The sequence below is a fragment of the Wolbachia endosymbiont (group A) of Lypha dubia genome (assembly GCF_964028575.1).
GTDB lineage: Bacteria > Pseudomonadota > Alphaproteobacteria > Rickettsiales > Anaplasmataceae > Wolbachia > Wolbachia pipientis.
In genome coordinates this window covers 819565-838441 of the sequence record NZ_OZ034796.1, presented here as the reverse complement: position 1 = coordinate 838441, position 18877 = coordinate 819565, and the positions used below count along the sequence as shown (strand labels likewise).

Annotated in this window: 17 protein-coding genes and 1 tRNA gene; 8 read left to right on the top strand and 10 right to left on the bottom strand. The window is 34.7% G+C overall.

The annotated features are described in order from the left end of the window. The first annotated feature begins 46 nt into the window (after nucleotides 1-46). From metK to ruvC, 5 genes are all read left to right on the top strand, one after another. Nucleotides 47-1219 carry a methionine adenosyltransferase gene (gene metK, locus ABWU72_RS04275; protein WP_151807781.1) on the top strand — a complete coding sequence of 391 codons (1173 nt, stop codon included), beginning with the start codon at nucleotides 47-49 and terminating at the stop codon, nucleotides 1217-1219. Nucleotides 1220-1345: 126 nt separating this feature from the next. Then, entirely contained in the window at nucleotides 1346-2029 is a 684-nt protein-coding gene (locus tag ABWU72_RS04270; RefSeq protein WP_038249063.1) for a TenA family protein, read from the top strand. Between the two features lie 44 nt (nucleotides 2030-2073). After that, nucleotides 2074-2733 (top strand): TenA family protein, encoded by a 660-nt coding sequence (locus ABWU72_RS04265; RefSeq protein WP_353283919.1) that lies wholly within the window; start codon nucleotides 2074-2076, stop codon nucleotides 2731-2733. Nucleotides 2734-2780: 47 nt separating this feature from the next. Beyond that, the gene (locus tag ABWU72_RS04260; RefSeq protein WP_006279354.1) at nucleotides 2781-3608 is read left to right on the top strand and encodes a cytochrome c oxidase subunit 3; all 828 of its coding nucleotides are present in this window, start codon (nucleotides 2781-2783) and stop codon (nucleotides 3606-3608) included. Next, nucleotides 3609-4097, top strand: a complete 489-nt coding sequence (gene ruvC / locus ABWU72_RS04255) for a crossover junction endodeoxyribonuclease RuvC (protein WP_155968785.1) — start codon at nucleotides 3609-3611, stop codon at nucleotides 4095-4097. It abuts the gene before it with no gap. Between the two features lie 44 nt (nucleotides 4098-4141). On the opposite strand, the gene ruvX is transcribed toward ruvC, so the two are convergent. Further along, a complete protein-coding gene (gene ruvX, locus ABWU72_RS04250) occupies nucleotides 4142-4609 on the bottom strand; it encodes a Holliday junction resolvase RuvX (RefSeq protein ID WP_010082183.1) in 468 nt (155 codons plus the stop codon). Between the two features lie 303 nt (nucleotides 4610-4912). Further along, nucleotides 4913-5062, bottom strand: a complete 150-nt coding sequence (locus ABWU72_RS04245; protein ID WP_162000089.1) for a hypothetical protein — start codon at nucleotides 5060-5062, stop codon at nucleotides 4913-4915. A gap of 730 nt (nucleotides 5063-5792) precedes the next feature. Here ABWU72_RS04245 and gatB point away from each other — a divergent pair. Together gatB and ABWU72_RS04235 are read left to right on the top strand one after the other, a co-directional pair. After that, nucleotides 5793-7214 carry an Asp-tRNA(Asn)/Glu-tRNA(Gln) amidotransferase subunit GatB gene (gene gatB / locus ABWU72_RS04240; RefSeq protein WP_353283918.1) on the top strand — a complete coding sequence of 474 codons (1422 nt, stop codon included), beginning with the start codon at nucleotides 5793-5795 and terminating at the stop codon, nucleotides 7212-7214. 52 nt (nucleotides 7215-7266) lie between these two features. Next, nucleotides 7267-10116 (top strand): ankyrin repeat domain-containing protein, encoded by a 2850-nt coding sequence (locus ABWU72_RS04235; protein WP_174516105.1) that lies wholly within the window; start codon nucleotides 7267-7269, stop codon nucleotides 10114-10116. A gap of 83 nt (nucleotides 10117-10199) precedes the next feature. On the opposite strand, the gene ABWU72_RS04230 is transcribed toward ABWU72_RS04235, so the two are convergent. From ABWU72_RS04230 to ABWU72_RS04205, 6 genes are all read right to left on the bottom strand, one after another. Beyond that, nucleotides 10200-10619 carry a DedA family protein gene (locus ABWU72_RS04230; RefSeq protein WP_155968794.1) on the bottom strand — a complete coding sequence of 140 codons (420 nt, stop codon included), beginning with the start codon at nucleotides 10617-10619 and terminating at the stop codon, nucleotides 10200-10202. Nucleotides 10620-10625: 6 nt separating this feature from the next. Further along, nucleotides 10626-11999 (bottom strand): cysteine--tRNA ligase, encoded by a 1374-nt coding sequence (cysS, locus tag ABWU72_RS04225; RefSeq protein WP_174515915.1) that lies wholly within the window; start codon nucleotides 11997-11999, stop codon nucleotides 10626-10628. After that, complete coding sequence (locus tag ABWU72_RS04220) at nucleotides 11992-12648, bottom strand: exopolysaccharide biosynthesis protein (protein WP_353283917.1); 657 nt, start codon at nucleotides 12646-12648, stop codon at nucleotides 11992-11994. Before ABWU72_RS04220 ends, cysS begins: the two co-directional genes overlap by 8 nt. Before the next feature lie 90 nt (nucleotides 12649-12738). After that, nucleotides 12739-13395 carry an exopolysaccharide biosynthesis protein gene (locus ABWU72_RS04215; RefSeq protein WP_010962397.1) on the bottom strand — a complete coding sequence of 219 codons (657 nt, stop codon included), beginning with the start codon at nucleotides 13393-13395 and terminating at the stop codon, nucleotides 12739-12741. Between the two features lie 166 nt (nucleotides 13396-13561). Next, a complete protein-coding gene (locus tag ABWU72_RS04210) occupies nucleotides 13562-13729 on the bottom strand; it encodes a twin-arginine translocase TatA/TatE family subunit (protein ID WP_006013840.1) in 168 nt (55 codons plus the stop codon). Between the two features lie 128 nt (nucleotides 13730-13857). Next, on the bottom strand, nucleotides 13858-14631 hold the full coding sequence (locus ABWU72_RS04205; RefSeq protein WP_006280146.1) for an ABC transporter ATP-binding protein: 774 nt from the start codon (nucleotides 14629-14631) through the stop codon (nucleotides 13858-13860). Nucleotides 14632-14778: 147 nt separating this feature from the next. Between ABWU72_RS04205 and ABWU72_RS04200 the strand changes: the two genes are divergently transcribed. Then, nucleotides 14779-14855: transfer RNA gene (locus ABWU72_RS04200), tRNA-Arg, on the top strand. Nucleotides 14856-14956: 101 nt separating this feature from the next. Here ABWU72_RS04200 and uvrC read toward each other — a convergent pair. Next, entirely contained in the window at nucleotides 14957-16783 is a 1827-nt protein-coding gene (uvrC, locus tag ABWU72_RS04195; protein WP_155968803.1) for an excinuclease ABC subunit UvrC, read from the bottom strand. Beyond that, complete coding sequence (gene glyS / locus ABWU72_RS04190) at nucleotides 16768-18876, bottom strand: glycine--tRNA ligase subunit beta (protein WP_213863469.1); 2109 nt, start codon at nucleotides 18874-18876, stop codon at nucleotides 16768-16770. Before glyS ends, uvrC begins: the two co-directional genes overlap by 16 nt. Between the last annotated feature and the right edge of the window lies 1 nt (nucleotide 18877).

The window sequence follows — 18877 nt, the reverse complement described above, 5'->3', positions numbered from 1 at the left end:
CTAACTGTGTTTTCTATAGCGGTTTTGATATTGTATAAGCAAAAACATGAGTTTATATAAAAATTTAGTAACCAGTGAATCAGTGGCGGCTGGTCATCCAGATAAAGTAGCAGATCAAATTTCAGATGCAATACTTGATGAGTACCTTTTTACTGATCCTTTTGCGCGAGCTGCAATAGAGACTTTAGTCACCAAAGATAACGTTATTATAGCTGGGGAAGTGTTTGGGCCTAACATCAAAAATAGCAGGATTGAAAGTATTGTACGGAATACAATAAAAGATATTGGTTACAAGCACGATGGGTTCCACTGGAGAAAAGTGAAAGTAAATATATTGCTGCATGAGCAATCAAATGACATTGCAATAGGGTTGGATCAAGGTGCTGGAGATCAGGGCATAATGTATGGCTATGCAACAACAGAGACAGAAAACCTTATGCCGGCACCCATTTTTTATGCACACTCGATTCTGAAAAATATCATGAGCGCAGTTAAAGAAGCAAAACTTGGTCCAGATGCAAAGTCACAAATCACTTTGGCATATGAGAATAACCTCCCGGTACGTGCTGAAAGTATTATTGTCTCAATACAGCACCCTGAGGATTTGGATCAATCAAAAGTAAAAGAAATAATTTACCCTTACATAGTTTCATCTTTACCTGAAGGATGGATGTGTCCTGAGGAAAATCTCTTAGTCAATCCAACTGGTAGATTTGTTATTGGTGGACCGGTTAGTGATTGTGGATTAACCGGACGAAAAATTATGGTTGATACTTATGGAGGTTATATTCCACACGGTGGAGGAGCGTTTTCCGGAAAAGATGCAACCAAAGTTGATAGATCTGCGGCTTATATGGCAAGATATCTTGCTAAAAATATTGTCTTTGCAGGTTTGGCTGAACGTTGTCTTGTGCAGCTTTCTTATGCAATTGGTGTATCAAAACCTACTTCATTCTATATTGATACATTTGGTGCGAATAAGGTAGAGGAAAGAGTAATTAAAAAGTTTATCGAGAATAATATAGATTTATCAACAAAAGGCATAATCAAGCATTTATCGCTTAATCATCCTATATATAAACGTACAGCCTGTTATGGACATTTTGGTAAACAGTCGGAAAGGGACGGTGGATTTTCTTGGGAAAACATGGACTTATCTGCTGATCTTTGTAGAGAATTCAATATAGAAGGTAATAGTAAAATTTCTTTAGATTGCTAAAATTTTTGATTTACAGCCCCATATTTATATACTAGCTTATTGTTAAAGCATAGCACGCTTTTTCATAATAATTATACCACATTAGTAATAATTTTTATATTCAATTTTTATTGTGAGGCTTATAAAGTGTATAACGAAATAGAAGGAGAACTGTACAACGTAATTGTAAAAGAGTTTTCTGATCTTATTGATAAAATAAAAGAACACCCTTTTAATGTTGAATTGATAAATAATACATTAGATTATGAAAAATTCAAATTCTACCTTCAGCAGGATTTTCTGTATTGTATAGATTGCGCTCGTGCTTTTTTAATTGTTGCAGCTAGAGTTGATGATATTGAAATGATGAGTAGTTTAATCAATTTGGCACAAGGAGCATTTTATGTTCGAGAACAGTATAAAAAATATTTTGAAGATTGTGATCTATCTGATGATCACAAAAAGTCAAGAGCTTGTTCTGCCTTTACTGACTTTTTCATGAGTGCCGCATATCACAATTCTGTTAATGAAGCTTTAGTAGCATCTTATTCTTGCTTTAACATATACCAAATCGTTATACGCCATATGGTAAATGAGATAACAACTAAAGGGGTTAAAAATAACAAATACAAAGAGTGGATCAACATTTATAGTAGCGAAACAGTAAATGCTGTAATTGATGAGGTTACTGATATTACAAATAAGCTATATAAAAAAGCTAGTGACTGTGAAAAAAAGAGGATGTATGAGTTTTTTAAGAAAGGGCTGGAATTAGAAATAATGTTTTGGGATGAGGCATATTACTCTAATATATCTAGCAAAGAATATTAGCAGCGGATTATTTACGTTAACTTGATCTTTTATCGGTAACTACAGTGTTCAGTGGCATAATTAGGAGCTGTTACGGGTCAAATCTTTTAAAGGATATAATTGAGCATCCTTTTAATGTTGAGTTAGCGAATAACACCCTAAATATAGAGAACTTCAAATTCTATGCTCAACAAAAGACGTTGTTCTTAGGTGATTATATTCGTACCACCTTAATTACTGCATCCAAAATGGAAGATTATAGTAGTATTATCTCGCTTGCTGAAGTAGCCCAAAGAGTAGTGACTGTTAATAGAATGCTATATGACTACTACTTTACTATGTACGGTATAAGTCGCGAAAAGAAATCTCTTGAGTGTTTTAATTTCACTAATTTTCTTTTATACATCTCGCATAGTAATACCTATGAGGCTATGACGGTTTTGTATTCTTGCATGTTTATATACGAGACTGTCGTTGATAGCATGAAAAATAGATTCAAGAAAAATAATAGATATAGGGATTGGTTTAATTTTTGTTACAGTGATTCAGTAAAGTCTGGATGCATTATTTTGGAAAATATTGTTGATGGATATTGCAGCAGAGCAAGAGAAAACGAAAAGAGCAGAATGCTTGAGTTGTTTAGAATAACTGCACAATTTGTGTTAGATTTTTTGAACGGTGCATATAATTTTTCAAGATTCAATCAATTTCCTAAGGAACATTGACAATTTTAAGCTAATTTGTATCCTTAATAAGTATTTTTTAAAATGCTATGAAAAGTAAAGAACATGATTTTCATTTAGTGGATCCAAGCCCTTGGCCAATTGCTGTATCAGCAGCAATTCTTATTCTTGCACTTGGATTAGTTGGCGCGCTTCATAAACAAATTGTCGGAATGTTTTGTTTAGTTTTGGGAATCTCCGCAGTATCAGGGGTGCTGTTTTATTGGTGGAGAGATGTAATAAGGGAGGCCATTTATGACAAATGTCACACTGCCATTGTAAAACATGGACTCAAATTTGCAATGTACTTGTTTATTCTCTCGGAGGTCGTATTTTTTATAGTGTTCTTTTGTTCATTCTTTAAAGCCTGGCTTGATCCAGTTTTTTTATTTGAGGCGTTTTCTCCTGCAAAAAAAGTTGAATGGCCCCCTGAGGGAATTTTGCCACCTGATCCGTGGTCACTACCATTCATGAATACATTAATATTATTGCTTTCTGGTACAACAATTACTTGGGCAAATCACTCTTTACTTAAAAATGATAAAAAGAGCATGATTAAAATGCTGTCCATAACTATATTGCTTGGAGTTTTTTTTATAATAGTGCAAGCAATAGAGTATCATGAAGCGAGTTTTTCTCTACAAGAAACAGGAGAAAAGCTTATTTATACATCCAATTTTTATATGATTACCGGTTTTCACTGCGCACACGTTATAATAGGAATAATATTTTTATCAGTGTGTTTATTTAGAGCACGGAAAGGCCAATTTACACTTCAGGACCATTTGTGCTTTGAGTTTGCCTCCTGGTATTGGCACTTTGTAGATGTAGTCTGGATATTTTTATTTTTGTTTGTCTATTGGTTAAGCGTTTATTAAGTGGTTAAAATAATAGGTCTAGATCCAGGAATAAGCAAGACTGGGTGGGCCATTATCAGCCTGAACGAAAAAAATAATATTGAATTTTTGGGCGGCGGTACCATATCAACTGATGGTAAATTGGGTACAGGTGAACGCCTACATATAATTTTTGAACAATTAAAGAAAGTAATTTCCCTATACTCTCCGAATGAAGCTGCGGTGGAGAAAATTTTTGTTAATAAAAATCCTAAATCTTCACTAACTTTAGGATATGCAAGAGGGGTTGTAATTTTAGCGTTAAAAATAACAGATCTAACTATAAATGAATATGACGCAAACTATGTAAAAAAAAGCATTACCGGAAATGGCCATGCTGATAAGGATCAGATGATATTTATGGTGAAGCAAATAGTTAAAAATTTGAGTATAAAATGCCACCATGCTGCTGACGCTCTTGCTGTAGCAATTTGTCATGCTTATACGAAAGGTTCTTGTTTTGTTGAGTAACTTTTATATGGGATTCAGTTTGAAGATTTCCAGATCTGGAAAAACTATTTGATTGTATTTATCTTGTCTAACGTTCGTTGCAAAATAATACATGCGGAGATTTTATCATCTATTTTTTTCGATTTTGTGATTGATATTCCAGTAATTTTTAGTGTATGAGTTGCGATAGATGTTGAGAAGCTTTCGTCTTGTAAGTATATATTTACTTTATATTTTTTTATTATTTTATTTGCGAATTGGATTATAGTTTTACACCATTTAGTTTCTTGCTCGTCCATTTTTAATGGTAGTCCTATTACCATTGATCCAGATTCATTTTCTTTGAATATTCTATGCAGATAACCTAAATCTTTGCTCATATTTTTTCTGTGATATATGCTATGAGCTGTGGCTATGAGCTGTGTTTTATCGCTAAATGCTATGCCTATTTGCTTTTCTCCCATGTCAAGGCACATTATGCGCTTATCTTTTGGAATAGACTTTAGAAACTCATCTGGATTTCTATGTAGCATCTATTAGACTTCCTTTAAAGTGACCTTACCAAAAAAGTGGAGAGAAAGTTAAGAAAATTTTTTACAAAAAGAATAATGAATCAAATTGCTCAGGAATGCAATAGACTTCTTGCATAACCCAAACTAAGTAGAAAAAAGGTATCATCTAAGTAGCTGACACTGGTTTCCATCCAAAAGGGCAGTGCCCCTATGATGTCATTCCAGTGCTTGACACTGGAATCCAGACTTTAATTGTTATACTTGTAAATAAGTCTGGTGAGAATAGACGTTCATCTCAAAATGCAGTATTTTTGTTGAAATAGCTCAACTGGATTCCAGCGTCACGCGCTGGAATGACACCTTTGTGTTTGCATAGCTGTACGAACATTGTGATTTGAGAGCAATCTCCACAAGGGAGGATGTCATTCCAGTGCCCAGACACTGGAATCCAGGAAAAAGAATGGTGTCATCCAAGTAGCTGACACTGGGATCCAGAAGACTTAATTTCAACCAAATAATAAAGGCTGGATCCCAGTGCTTGGCACTGGAATGACAGCAATCCTACGTCATACCGCAATTCATTCGCGGTATCTCGGCCGCTAACAAGTAGCGGGATGACGGTTATCGTTTAGCTACAAACATTAAGAAATTTACCAAACGAAAAAAAAGGCAAAAGAAGCCCCGTGGTTGGCTAATTACTTACATTATACTTTCAAGTATGGCGTTTTTTTATTCTAAACACTTAATAACCGCGATTCAGTTGCTTTTAAACCGCAACTAATCTAAATTATAAACGTTAAGAAATTTACTAAACAGAAAAAAAGGCAAAAGAAACCCTAGGGTAGCTAGTTATTCACTATCCATTTTTTAAGTTGGCGTTTTTTTATGTTTTAAACGCTTTATAAGCGCGTTTCAGCTTATGTAGGTAGAAGTTTTATAAAGACATAAGGTGCACATAGTGCAAAAAATTAAACATGAGACGCCAGATACGTGAGTTTTTTTGTCATTTAATCTGTACAGAGAAGATAAATAAATAGCTTCAATTTTATGATAAGAGGGCTGGCGAAGCTTGTCAAGTAATCTTTTGCATTTAACCCGTTTCTATGGGTAAAACAATCTGCATACCACTTAGCTAACATGAGTTTTGTTTTGACTTTTTGTGCTAATTTTGCAGAATATTAAGATTATCATTTAAATAAAATACATGACGAAAGAGGATTGGGAAGCGGTAATTGGGCTTGAGGTACACGCTCAAGTTTCTTCTAATACGAAGCTATTTTCTAGCTCATCAACGGAATTTGGTGCTGAGCATAACACTCAAGTTTCTCTAGTTGATGCGGCAATGCCAGGTACGCTGCCAATACTAAATTATTACTGCATAGAGCAAGCAATACGCACTGGTCTTGCACTTTCTGCAGAAATTAATAAGTATTCTTACTTTGATCGGAAAAATTATTTTTATCCTGATTTACCACAAGGTTACCAGATAACTCAGTTTTTTGAGCCAATAGTTAAAAACGGTAGAGTATTTATCAACGACAATGAAAAAGAAATAAGAATTGCGAGAATTCATTTAGAGCAAGATGCAGGAAAGAGCGTTCATGAGGAAAGCAAAACTTATGTAGATTTAAATCGTGCAGGGGTTGCTTTAATGGAAATTGTTTCAGAACCAGATCTCCGTTCATCTGCGGAAGCTGCAGAATGCATGAAAAAATTGAGGCAGATTTTGCGTTACATTGGTTCGTGTGATGGTGATATGGAAAAGGGATCACTTCGTTGTGATGCAAATGTTTCTGTCCGCCTAAAAGGCAGTAGCACATTTGGCACTCGTTGTGAGATAAAAAATCTGAACTCGATACGTTATATTGTGCAAGCTATAGACTATGAAATACAAAGACAAATTGAAATTTTAGAAGGTGGGGAAGAAATAAGTCAAGATACCTTATTGTTTGACGTTGCTTCGGGAAAAACAAAAGTGATGCGAAACAAAGAAGATGCAAGCGACTATAGATACTTCCCTGAGCCTGATTTATTACCTGTTGAGGTAAGCCAGGAGAAAATTGATTTAATTCAATCATCTTTGCCCGAGTTGCCAGATCAAAAAAAGCTGCGATACATTGAGGAATTAGGTATCAATGAATACGATGCAAACGTCATTACTTCCGATAAGGCAATTGCTGATTATTTTGAGGAATTGATAAAAAAACATGATTCAAAACTCGCGGTTACCTGGTTAACCGTAGAGCTTTTTGGTCGTTTGAATAAAGCAGGTATTGATATTGCGAGCTCTCCAATCAAAGCAAATGCTTTGTCCGAACTCTTAGATTTTATTGTTGATGGAACGATCTCTGCTAAACTTGGCAAACAGGTATTCGATAGTATGTTTGAAACTGGCAAACCTGCATCTCTAACTATAGAAGAGCAAGACCTAAAGCAAATAACCGATAGAGGTCAAATAGCAGAAGTTATCGACAAAATCATCAATAACAACCAAGATAAAGTTCAAGAATACAAAAGCGGTAAAACAAAATTATATGGTTTCTTTGTTGGTGAAGTCATGAAACTCACCAAGGGAAAAGCCAGCCCTGATGTTGTGAATTCAATTTTGAGTGAGAGATTAGAGTGAGGTGCCTGTAAGATTATCCTGCTCGGCGGTTAAGCGCACCTTTCATGGTATTATGTATCAAGCGAGATGGCTAATGCTGTTTCCTAAACATGCAGTAGATAGAGAGTATTCTTTCCGCCTATTCACAGAGAAAAAATCAGCTAAGGATTTTGATGATATTGTTCTTCGGTATGAACAAGATGGGAAAATAGTACATAGATTCATACAAGTCAAGCACAGGCAGGGTAGGCACAAAAAGATCAGTATAGGTGACTTATTAACACCGGGAAAGAATGGTGCGTTTGGCTTAATAAAATATCTCATTGCTTATTTAAAGATCAAAAGTAGTGGAGAGTTTGAGGGTGAAATAGAGGATTTTGTCATTATTACAAATGATGATTTTGATTCCGCGGATTCGACATCGCATCCAGTAAGAAAGCTGAGAATGATGCCGAGTGGGAAGAATAAAGGAAAGGAAATTTCAGTCATAAGAATAGACACACAAGATGAATTTCTGGATGTAGGTGATGGTGTAAGATATAAATTTGATGATAGCATTATCTCATACTTGCAGGAGAATAAGAATTTTATAAAGCGTGAGGTAGGTAGAGAAGTCAGCGATAAAGAAATAGAAGACTTTTTAAATAAATTAGTATTTGCAGTCAATTTGCCAAGCGGAACTGAACTTAGTGAAATTATTAAGAGTGAATTGGGCAAGGAATTCAGCAATACTGATGCAAGTCACTTCTACAGCCGTTACCAGGAAGAAGTGCTGATTTTGCTGGAAAAAGAAGAAGAGGAGTTTCTATCATATGAGAAAGCAAAAGCTCTTCTTGAAAGAATAAGAGAGGAAATTTTAGGAGCGGTATGGTTTGGCATAATAGAGCCAGTGGCATCTTTTACTGGTAGAGGCAGAGTGTTAACAGCTCTGCATAATATGCTACAAAGAAGTGCAAAAAAACAAGCGGTGATATCGCAGGTTGCCTCTATTAGCGGTCTTGGAGGAGTAGGTAAAAGTGAGTTGGCTAGGAAATATACTTACAAATATGGAAAGGATTATTATGTTAATGCTATCTGGATAGATGCTGAAAGCACTGAAACTATGAAAAATTCTTTCCTGGATTTAGCTAATAATAGATTAGGCATTCCTACCAAAGATAGGCACGAAAGGGACAAGACGATAGAAAACATTGTTAGAGAAGTATATGCTTTTTTTGCAAGAAGGGGAAGGAGAAGCCTGTTCATTTTTGATAATGCTGAGGGATATGAAGACATTAAAAGGTTTTTACCTTCATCTTTACACCCTAGACATAAAAAACCTTACATTTTAATTACTTCTCGTAATAAAGATTGGAGAATAGCAGAAGACGAGGAAAAAATAAAAACAATACAGCTAGGTGTATTCAAAAAAACGGAGGCTATAAGGTTTGTCAAGAGGGCTTTAAATATAAAAGATAATTTACAAGATGAAGAAATAAAAAAACTAATAGAGGAGTTACAATATTTCCCACTAGCTTTGGGGCAAGCAATTGCATATATAAATGAAAGCAACATTGTATTAAGTCGCAGAGGTGAAGAAAGAGTTGGGGTTAGTGACTACCTAAAAAGGTATGAAAAAGAAGCAGAGAAACTGCTCGACTTTGAGTCTAAATATAAAAGTGACCGTTATACTAAAACAACATTCATAGCTTGGAAAATTACGATTGATGCTATAGCAAAAAGAGAATGTGGGCCAGAAGCATTGAAGATTCTAGAAGTAATGGCTTATCTTGCTCCTGACAAGATTCATATAGAAGAAGTCTTTTCAAAGTTAATAGCAGAGGATAAGGAAAAGTTATGGAAGGCTGTTGAGCTACTCGATAGATATTCAATAATTGACTTAAAAAAAGGAGTGGCAAACATTCACAGACTAGTGCAGAAAGTAACTGAGTTGAATTTACAAAAGGCAGTCCGGGAAGAAGAAGTTCTTAGAAAAGCTCTGGAATTGATAAATAGTGGTGATATAGCAATCAGTCACATTGTGTCTATTTGGGAATATGCAAGTAAATATGGTAAGTTGATTGATGATTTTTACTTTAACTCATCTTGTATACATAGGAAACCATTTTTTATAAAGAAAAGTACTCCTTTGCACTTGCTTGCTGCAAGTGGTGATTTTAAAGCAATTAAGGCTATACTCACACATATATCAACACATTTCCCAGGTAAATTGATAATGGCTGTTAATGTTGAAAATAATTCTGGTCACGCTCCATTACACTTTGCTGTTTATAATGGAAGATTAGATGTAGTAAAGTACCTTGTTAGTAAAGGTGCTGACATTAGTGCTAAGAGCAAAGACGGCAGTACTCTGTTGCACTATGCTGCTCAGGGTGGAAGCTTGAATGTAGTAGAATACTTGATAGATGAAAAGGGTACAGACATTAACATAAAAGATAATGACGGTACAACTCCTCTACACTCGGTTGCTTATCTAGGCTACTTAGCTGTAGTGAAAAAGTTTATAGAGAAAGGAGCTGATATTAATTCTAGGGATATTTATTATAAAACACCTCTGCATTTAGCTGCTAGTAATAGTGATTTAGATGTAGTAGAACATCTTGTAAACAAAGGCGCTAATGTCAATGCTATGGATAAAGATGGCTTGACTCCATTACACTGTGCTGTTTTTCGTGAAAATTTGGAAATAGTAGAATACCTTGCCGAAAAAGGTGTTAATACCAAGAACAAAGATGACGATACGCCACTACACTTTGCTGCCGTAATGGGAAAAGTTGCTGTGGCAAAAATACTGCTAAAACACAACGCCGATGTTAACGCTAAAAATAATGAAGGAAAAACAGCATTGTATTATGCAGCTAATAATAATCACCAAGAGCTTGTGGAATTGCTTTTAGCTCATGGTGCATCCTATGACTACTGAATTTTGCATTTAATTTATAGCTCCGCTTCTATCAAGGCATAGAATGACGGAAGTGGGCTTTAATAGCTGTAATACTATAGCTGTTATACTCCAAAAGTAAGTATTAGATATAATAAATAGAAGAAATTAGATAGAATGATTAAAGGGGCAAGGATATAAAGGTTTAACTTGAAATAACCTGATAAAATTTGAATCACACTTCCAAGTGCTGGCACCCACGAAAGTAATAAAGTTGCAAAAATTAGCAAATTTTTTGTAACTTTTGGCGTTGTATATTCGTTTTCTAATTTGTGGTATGATTTTCGTATAGAGATTGTTATTCTACCTAAGTACCAGTTAACTATTCCACCAAGGCTTGATCCTAGTACTCCAAAAAATAACATAAGTAGTGGAGTGTGATACGACCTGAAATAAAGCATGGTATTGAATACAAAACCTTGATGTATGGGTAAGACTAATGATGATACTAGACTATCTGTGAATAACAGGAAGTAGTTTTCCATATGAATTTACCAGGTTGTTGTACCATCTTCATTGTCAGAAATTGTAACCCCTATTTGTTTCAACTGGTCCCTTATTTTGTCTGCAGTATTATAATCTTTATTTTGTTTTGCTGCTCTTCTTAAATCTATCAATCTTTCTATTTCTTGATGACTCACACCAGCAGTAAACCACTCTTGATAACTTGACTCAAGAAGACCAATAAATCTGGCACTCTTAACAAAACTCTCAGTTAATTTAAGCTTTTCACTTTCATTACTCATTTTGTTAATTTTTGCAGCCATTTCATGTAATATAGCTAGAGCTTCAGGGATGTTTAAGTCGTTTTTTAAAGCGTCTATAAAATCTTTAGAAATCTCTGCGTTACTTTCATCAATATTCGTTATATCTAAACCACGTAATAACCGATAAAATTTGTTTAAGGTTTCCTGTGCATCAGAAATAACGTTTTCTGTCCAATCAAGTGGTTTTCTGTAGTGAGTTTTGAGCAGTGCATAGCGTATTACTTCACCCTTTATTCCACTATCTAGCAAATCTCTTACTTTGACTATATTAAATAAGGACTTGCTCATTTTTTCTTCATTTACTGTAAGAAAGCCGTTATGTATCCAGTATTTTGCAAACATTGATCCAGCAAATGCGGACTTACTCTGTGCAATTTCATTTTCATGGTGAGGAAATTGTAAATCTATGCCGCCACCATGAATATCAAAATCTTTGCCAAGGTAAGCATATGACATTGCTGAGCATTCTATATGCCATCCAGGTCTGCCCTCTCCCCATGGGCTATTCCAATAACTTGAAAGTTTGTAGTCAATATCATTTGCAGGCTTCCACAGCACAAAATCTCCCGGGTGCTTTTTATTTTCATTAACTTCAACTCTGCTACCTGGAACCAATTCATCAGTTTTTTTTCCTGATAAAGCACCATATTCATGGTAAGATTCTATATTAAAATACACGTGTTTGTCAGATTCATAAGCGTGGCCTGATTGCAGCAAATGTTCAATTAATTTTATAATATAATCTACGTTTTCCGTTGCTTTTGGCTCGTGTGTTGGCTCTTTACAATTTATGCTTTCCATATCATCATGAAAAGCTTTAATGTAATATGTGGTTATACTTTCTATGTTGCTATTTTTCTCGCTTGCTGCATTAATTATCTTATCATCAATGTCGGTTATGTTACGCACATAGGTAACTTTGCCATAACAAAACTTAAGTAGCTGAAATAACACATCATACACAACAACAGACCGTGCATTGCCTATATGTGCTGTGTCATATACTGTTGGTCCGCAAACATACATTTTCACATGATCTTGATCGATTGGTGTAAAAAGTTCCTTTTTTTTTGTTAAGGTGTTGTAAAGCCTAACCATATACGAAGCTTTTGAGAAAAGAAAATGCCCCAATTATAAGTTGTGGCCCTTTGACTACTACAACAAGAGTAAGCAATAACCCACACAATGATATTAGAACTCCCAATATGGATAGAAACCCATCTTTACTCATGATACCAAGCGAAATAAGAGTCGTACCAATTGCAGGAATGAAGTTAGTAAGAGGTAGTGGAAGAGCTATTGATAACGCACAAAGCAGCATTATAAAAGCTAAAATTTTTTCACCGGGCCCATAGAAAATAAAAGACATTCTTGGTCTCATGAACTTTTCTATTTTTTTTAATGCTGGAGAAGTTTTCTCTACCACAAAAGCTAGTGTTGAACGCTGAAAAGATTTTCTTTCTAGCCAACTGGGCATCCAAGGAGAATCAAATCCAAATAGAAGCTGCAGTGAGAATAAGATTAAAGGTATAGAAAGAATAGTTGTATAACCAGGTGGAACCGGTATAGGCACCGATAGCGGCAAGGAGAAGATGATTATTAAAATACCAAAACCACGCTCATGCAAAGCTGTTTTAATGTCAAACAAAGTTACTTTATCGCTATCATTGTTATTGGTATCTGCAACTTCTTTTAGAATATCAGAAGCTAATTTATCACTTTTAGTCAACTTATCATTTTTTGACACGAAAAACCTTTGATAAAAATAATTCTTAACACAATTATTGTTTTATTTCAATATACATTATTCATTTTGCGCTAGTAATTCGTTCTTTTGTTAAAGTGTTGTAAAGCTTTTAAGAAGAGAAAGTGCTCCGGTTATAAGTTGTGGTCCTTTGACTATTACAACAAGAGTAAGCAACAACGCGCACAATGATACTAAAACTCCCAATATGGATAGAAACCCGTCTTTACTCATAATGCTAAGTGAAATAAGAGTTGTGCCAATTGCAGGAAGGAAGTGAGTAAAAGGTAATGGAAGAGCTATTATTATTGCACAAAGCAACATCATAAAAGCCAGAATCTTCTCACCAGGCCCATAGAAAATGAAAGACAGTCTTGGCTTCATGAATTTTTCTATTTTTTCTAATACAGGGGAAGTTTTCTCTACCACAAGAGCTAGTGTTGAACGCTGAAAAGATCTTCTTTCTAGCCAACTGGGCATCCAAGGAGAATCAAATCCAAATAGAAGCTGCAGTGAGAATAAGATTAAAGGTATAGAAAGAATAGTTGTATAACCAGGTGGAACCGGTATAGGCACCGATAGCGGCAAGGAGAAGATGATTATTAAAATACCAAAACCGCGCTCATGCAAAGCTGTTTTAATGTCAAACAAAGTTACTTTATTGCTATCATTGTTATTGGTATCTGCAACCTCTTTTAGAATATCAGAAGCTAGTTTTTTATCTTTAGTTAGTTTCTCACTTTTTTGCACAATTATCCTTTAATAAAATATTCCTCTTAAGCTAACATAGTTGTTGCTGTATTTCAATATTTGTTATTTATTTCATACCAACACTTCATCTCTTTCATTCTTTAACCTGACTAAGTTTTTAAACAGATGACATGCACTAAGGTGCATGTCACGAAGTATGAGGACGCTAACGATCTGGTTCATTAGACGATAATTTTTCTGAGTCCTTAAGCTCCTGTTTAAGGTTTTTGATGCCTTTTCCTAAATCACCCATAACTTGCGGTAATCTGCCTGCACCAAACAGAACTAAAATTATTATTAAGACTAGAAACAATTGCCATGGTCCTAAACTCATTTTCACCTCCATTTAAAATATTGACCTTTAAATATTAAAACTTGACTGAAGTCAAGTAACACATAGATTATATCACCTTTATTTAATTATAAATCAAGGTTTTTTAATTATTTTATAACAATCCCAAACTAGATTATTTTCTTGCAGCGAATAAGTGGAAACTTTTCGCTTAACTGTAGAGTAGAAGAGAGCTCACTAAAAAACTTTGCTAGCGTATCGTCTTTAGGCTTATGGTATATATCGCTAGAAACTCCTGATTGAATAATTTTACCATTTTTCATTACGTAGATAAAATCTGCAACTTTCAATGCTTCTTGCGGGTCATGAGTTACCATTAGCACAGGGATATTTTTACTTCTAAAAAGGGACAATATATGTTGTCTTATTCGGCACTTGAGCAGTATATCTAAATTAGAAAATGGTTCATCTAACAACACAACATCAGGGTTTTGTGCCATCACTCTTGCTATTGCAACTAATTGTTGCTGTCCTCCAGATAAGGCGTTAGGGTACATATTTTCGTATTTTTCTATATTGAGTAACTTCAAAATTTCCAATGCAATTAGGTGCTTTTCTCTCTTGGAAGAGCTGCGGATAGCAAAGGTTATATTTTCTACTACTGTTTTATGAGGAAATAATGCAGAATGCTGAAAAATCAATCCGATATTTCTATGCTCTATAGCGACTGATGCCTTATTGCTCGCAACTAACCTATCATTTATAAAAATAGTTCCAGATTTTGGATTTTCTATCCCCGCAATTAATTTCAAAATTGTTGACTTGCCACAGCCAGAATGCCCCAATAAACATGCAACATTTCCTTTCTTTACTTTAATGTTTATATTGCTTAAAGCAAAGTCGTTTTGATTGTTATAGAAATAACCAATATTGTTAACTAGCATTAATCTTACTTAAACCATGTTATTAAATATAATAGCATTATACTCAAGAAGTACAGAAATGTTTTTTGTCGTCATAAATTGGTTATGCAAGAAATCTAGAAAAGAAAGGATTTTTTGCTATAACTTTACATGAATGGTAGGAAACACGGGACTATAGCTCAGCAGGATAGAGCGTTGGACTCCTAATCCGAAGGTCGTGCGTTCGAATCGCACTAGTCCCACCACATTGCTTCACAAATTTTATGGAGATTTTTTTTCACAAATACGCACACCTTTTTTTGCGGTTTTAAGATATAAATTCCCTAATAATAAAACGGGTTTTGTGTCATTCCAGTACTCCTCTCTTATAATTCACGTGTTTAAGAATGACTTCTGCTAAACCTTTACTAATTCCATGTACGTTTTGAATTTCAGCCAGAGAAGCTTTGCTTATATTTTTCACTGAACCAAAATAAGACATCAACGCTTTTTTTCTTTTGTTGCCGATGCCGGGTATTTTGCTTAATTGTGAAACTATAAACTGTTTATCGCGTTTTTTTCTATGTGAAGTTATCGCAAAACGGTGGGCTTCATTACGCAGCGATTGTAAGTAAAGCATGACTTTGCTGTCATTTGCCAGACTGAATTCTTCCCTGCCCAGCATATAAAATCTTTCATTTCCTGCGTTACGATCAGGACCTTTTGCCATACAAGCAAAAGGAACGTTTATATTCAATACTTCCAGTACATTCTGTACTATGGAAACATGTCCTGGTCCACCATCAATCAGTAAAAAATCAGGTATTATGCCTTTTATATTGCCGGAGAAACGTCTGGTTAGCACTTCCCTCATCATTTTATAGTCATCGCCTGAAAATTTTTCCTTTATAGTAAATTTTCTGTACTCACTTTTTAAAAAACCCTCCTGCCCTGCAACAACCATTACACCAATTTGTTGGTTTCCAAATATATGGCTATTGTCATAAACCTCAATACGCTTTGGAATGTTTGGTAACAAGAAGATTTTGCTAAGCTCTTCAAGCTTTTCTAGGTTATTTCTATAATCGATAAGCTTCTGCTCTAAGCTATGCTGAGAGTTATCATAAACAAATTTCAATAAATCACGCTCTTTTTTATTCTTTGCATGCAGAACTTTTACTGGCTTTTGAGCAACCTTATATAGTGCTTGTTCTATAATTTCCTTATCCACAATAGAATCTGGAACGTAAATTTGTATTGGAGGTATGTTAGCTGAATTATAAAAATTGACCAAAAAGGTGGATAAAATTTCATCATTTGAGTGATCACCACAGTTCTCGGCAAAGTAAGGAGTGCTGCCGTAGTTGTCTTTATTTCTAAACGATAACACACTAATACATGCTAGATCCTCTTCACGTACAATACTGAAGAAATCTGCATCTTTTTCAAAAGAAAAATCCGTGTGCTGTATTTGAATTTGCTCAAGAAACTTTACCCGATCTCTATATATAGCAGCAAGCTCATAGTTTTCTTCACTGCTGCACTTTCTCATTGTGAAAAGTAACTGTTCTTTCACTTCCTTATTTCTTCCAAGCAATGTATTTCGTGCCTGTTTTACTGATTGGCAGTAGTCGTCTTTTGTGATTTTATCTACGCATGGTGCTGAGCAGCGCTTAATTTGATATTCAATACATGGTCTTTTTGTTGAGGAAAAGTATTGATCTGAACATACTCTTAGGAGAAAAGCTTTTTGCAATGACAATATAGTTTGCTTAACAGCAGCGGCAGATGTAAAGGGACCATAATAATGAAACTCATTCTTCTTAAATTTGCCTCTATATTTTGCTATTCTTGGATAATCGTGCTTGGAAATTGTTATATAAGGATAAGATTTTCCATCCTTAAGCACAATATTATAAAGTGGTTTCAATGATTTTATTAGCTGTGCTTCAAGAAGCAGTGCTTCGATTTCATTCTCAGTGATGAATATTTCAACCTTAATAACTTGTGAGAGCATAACTCTAATTCGTTCAGAAAGATTTTCGAATTGAAGGTAGTCGGATAACCTTGACTTTAAGTTTTTTGCTTTTCCAACATATAAAACTTTATTCTTATCTCCGACCATCTTATACACGCCACAGGACTGTGGAGATGATTTGATTTGTTCTTTATAGTTGCCTAAGCATTTATCCATTGCTTAACCTGTATGAGGTTAAAATCTGCTACTAAATGAAAGATGGAAACTACATTTTCAAGCAAAGATAATCTGTTTCTTCTCAGCTTATCAGAATCACAGTTAATCTTTACACTGTCCATAAACTGATTGATAAACGGAGCAAAACCAGCAAGTTCATCAAGTGCTACATTAAAGTGGTTATTTTTTATCGCTTGTTTTATGTTTTTACAAGCAGTTATAGCACAATTTGATAGCGCAATTTCTTCACTTTCAATCAAAAACCTCTTACCGTAAGATGCACTATAAGTAGTGCCATCACTTTTTCTTACTTTGCTCATCATGTTACTGACTCTTTTGTAAGTGCTTAGAATCTGTTCACCTTCTGGCATACTAAGATAACGATCCAATATAACAGTTTGCTTTTCTGCTGTCAGCAGATCATTAATATCGATTTTATGTAGTATTGAATCTATAATATCTTGCCTTATATCTCTATTTTTTAAAATAACCTTGAATCTTTCTAAGCAGAATCTCAATACTAGTTCTGAAATTTGTTTTCTATTTGGCTTATCAGCTGACGTTGTATTTTTATTAAATAGAAGTCTTGAATATAAAGATACTGACTTGTCTATCAGTAGCCTAATTGGAATATGCAAATTATTTTCAAGTATTGTCCTAATTATACCAATTGTCATTCTCCGCAAACCAAACTGATCATACGAACCAGAGATTTTCTCACCTGCTGCAATTAAACCAACTAAGCTATCCACTTTGTCTGCAATTGACACAGCAATTGCAGAAGGAGATTTAGGACACTCTTGCTCTGGCCCGATTGGCTTATAATGCTCAGTTATAGCTTCCACTATTTCTCTATCTTCTTGAAAATAAGAAGCATAATATCCACCCATTACTCCTTGTAATTCTGGAAACTCTCTTACTATCGATGTTGCCAAATCAGCTTTTGCCAAATATGCAGCGCGTTCAACTTTTATCAGCGAAGCATGTGGAATAAATATAGCTATATACTTTGACAGAGCCGTAATACGCTTCACCTTTTCCCCCACGCTGCCAAGTGAAGCATGAAATAATATCAAACCTAATTTTTTGACATAATAATCTAGATTTTCCTTTTTATCTTGAGATATTAAAAATTGGGCATCAGCAAGACGTGCTTCTAATATTCTTTCGTGTCCTTTAACAACTTCACCATTGTTGACGTTGACAACAGTGACAAAGTGTGAAATTCTCTTTCCATTACTTAAAGCAAGGTATTTTTGTTGTGTATTAACTATACTAAGTATTACTTCCTTCGGTAATCCAAATGACTTTTCTTGATTCACTTCACCAAACAGTACGATTGGCCACTCTATAAGCCCTGTCAATTCATTTAGTAAATAATCATTTTTCTCAAGTTGTAAATTCTGCTCTTTTGTGAATTTATTAATCTGATCTAGTATAAATTGCTTTCTTTTGTCCATTTGGAGAATTACACTGTTTTTTTCTAGCAATTCAAAATAGTCTTTAGGTGCTTTAACAGTTAACGCTGTACCACTTGAGAGAAATCGATGGCCATATGTTGTGTTAGATGCTGTGATCCCTGCAAAAGACACAGGTATTATTTCGTCATTTAAAATGCATAAAATGTTTTTAATTGGCCTAACCCACCTTTCTTTTCCTTTGCCCCATCTCATACTTTTTGGCCAAGAGAAATTTTTTAATATTTCTCCTAGTTGATTTTTAAGAAACTCTTGAATGTTAAATGAGCAGCTTTCTCTTTTAATGAAGTAAAAATCCTCATTATTTACTTTTCGAACGAGCAAATCTTCTTCATTTTTCTGATATTTTCTTAAAAAACCTTCGATAGCACTTTTTGGTGCGTTAATGTTTGGTCCCTTAACTTCGTTATTGGAATCCTTTAGCTCCAAAGCATTTATGTTGTCGACAAATAGGGTAATGCGACGTGCCGTTATAAAAACCTCCATTGATGTAAATTTTACATTATTTTTGTTAAAAACATTGGCAATACAGCTCTTAACTTGAACTGTAGCTGAATTCTGCATTCTCGGTGGTATTTCTTCTGAAAGGCACTCAAATAACAACTGCAACGACATA